Source organism: Vibrio sp. M260118, from assembly GCF_036533755.1.
In the GTDB taxonomy this organism is placed as follows: domain Bacteria; phylum Pseudomonadota; class Gammaproteobacteria; order Enterobacterales; family Vibrionaceae; genus Vibrio.
This window is the reverse complement of sequence record NZ_JATABG010000594.1, coordinates 1-1259: the sequence shown is the minus strand read 5'-3', so window position 1 is coordinate 1259 and position 1259 is coordinate 1. Positions and strand designations below refer to the sequence as shown.

The window sequence follows — 1259 nt, the reverse complement described above, 5'->3', positions numbered from 1 at the left end:
CAGCAGCGTCAATGACGATTGCGGCTACATTCCAATGGACAGCAGGTTTCACATTCAGCGGTGGTTTGATCGACTTCTTCCTATCTATGAACTTGCCATTGGCGAATAAGCCTTGCATGCTGGTTGTTCAAGGGTTGTGTTTTGCCGCTGTCTACTATGTTGTGTTCCGCTTTGCTATTACTAAGTTTGACCTTAAAACACCAGGTCGTGAAGATGCGTCAGAACTTAGCGCAGCTGCGGCATCAACTGACAAAGCCAAGCTGGCAGCCCAATATACTGAAGCTTTGGGTGGAAAATCTAACCTAGACACGATTGATGCTTGTATCACTCGTCTTCGTCTTTCGGTGCATGACATGGGTAAGGTTGATTTAGATTCATTAATGCAAAGGCAGCTTCATTTGGAGCTGCCTTTTTCTATCAACGTCTAAGTTAGTGGGTGAAATAGAGCCTAGCTCTTAGCCCCGGGTTGTTATCACGCAGCATCAAGCGCGCATTGTGCCTGCTGAGCACTGCATCAACCAGAGAAAGTCCTAATCCATTGCCTTGTTCGGTTCTACTTTTGTCAGCTCGGTACATCGGGCGGCAGACAAGCAGTTTGTCTTGGTCTGAAATACCAATTCCTGAATCCGCAACCGAGATACCTAAGTGATCGACGACAACGTCAATCTTGCCACCCTTTGGTGTGTATTTAACCGCATTCTCAGTTACATTGAATACAGCGCGAAACAGCAACGAACGGTCGCCCATTATATTGCACTCTTGATCTCGTCTAAATGTAATGATTTGCTGTTTGAGTTCGGCGAGAGGAGAGATGAATTCAATTGCATCGTTGGCAATGCTGCCTAGTTCAACTTGCTCACTATCAAGATTTATTTGACCACTGTTGATTTTGGCGATTTCGAGCATGCTATTAAACAGTGACAAAATTAGCTCAAGTTCTTCATGACAAGCGGAGAACTGTTCCTGCTGCGTAGTGCTCAGGCCTTTGTCTTGTAATACCTCTTCAAGGCGCAGTTTTAGCCGTGCCATAGGGGTGCGCATGTCATGAGCAAGACCAACGGTCAGAGACTTCAATGTGCTTTCATTTTTCGCCATCTGTTCAATCATGTAGTTGAGATGGATGGCTAAAATATCGAATTCATCATCTTTAGTAGAGACAGATAGCTTTACTTCACGTTCACCACACAACACTCGGTTCATCGCGTGGTTGACCTTTTCTAGTCGTCTAAGGATTAGCGTTGAAAAGACCAGAGCAGCAC

At 45.4% G+C, this 1259-nt stretch carries 2 protein-coding genes; one reads left to right on the top strand and one right to left on the bottom strand.

Annotated features, from left to right (window positions below; genetic code table 11):
• The coding region (locus QTO00_RS19870) for a glucose PTS transporter subunit EIIB (protein WP_331426283.1) at nucleotides 1-428 on the top strand (428 nt) is incomplete at its 5' end.
• A 1-nt stretch (nucleotide 429) separates the two neighbouring features.
• Here the strand turns inward: QTO00_RS19870 and QTO00_RS19865 are convergent.
• Nucleotides 430-1259, bottom strand: an 830-nt coding sequence (locus QTO00_RS19865) for a sensor histidine kinase (protein ID WP_331426282.1), incomplete at its 5' end; no start/stop codon positions are given.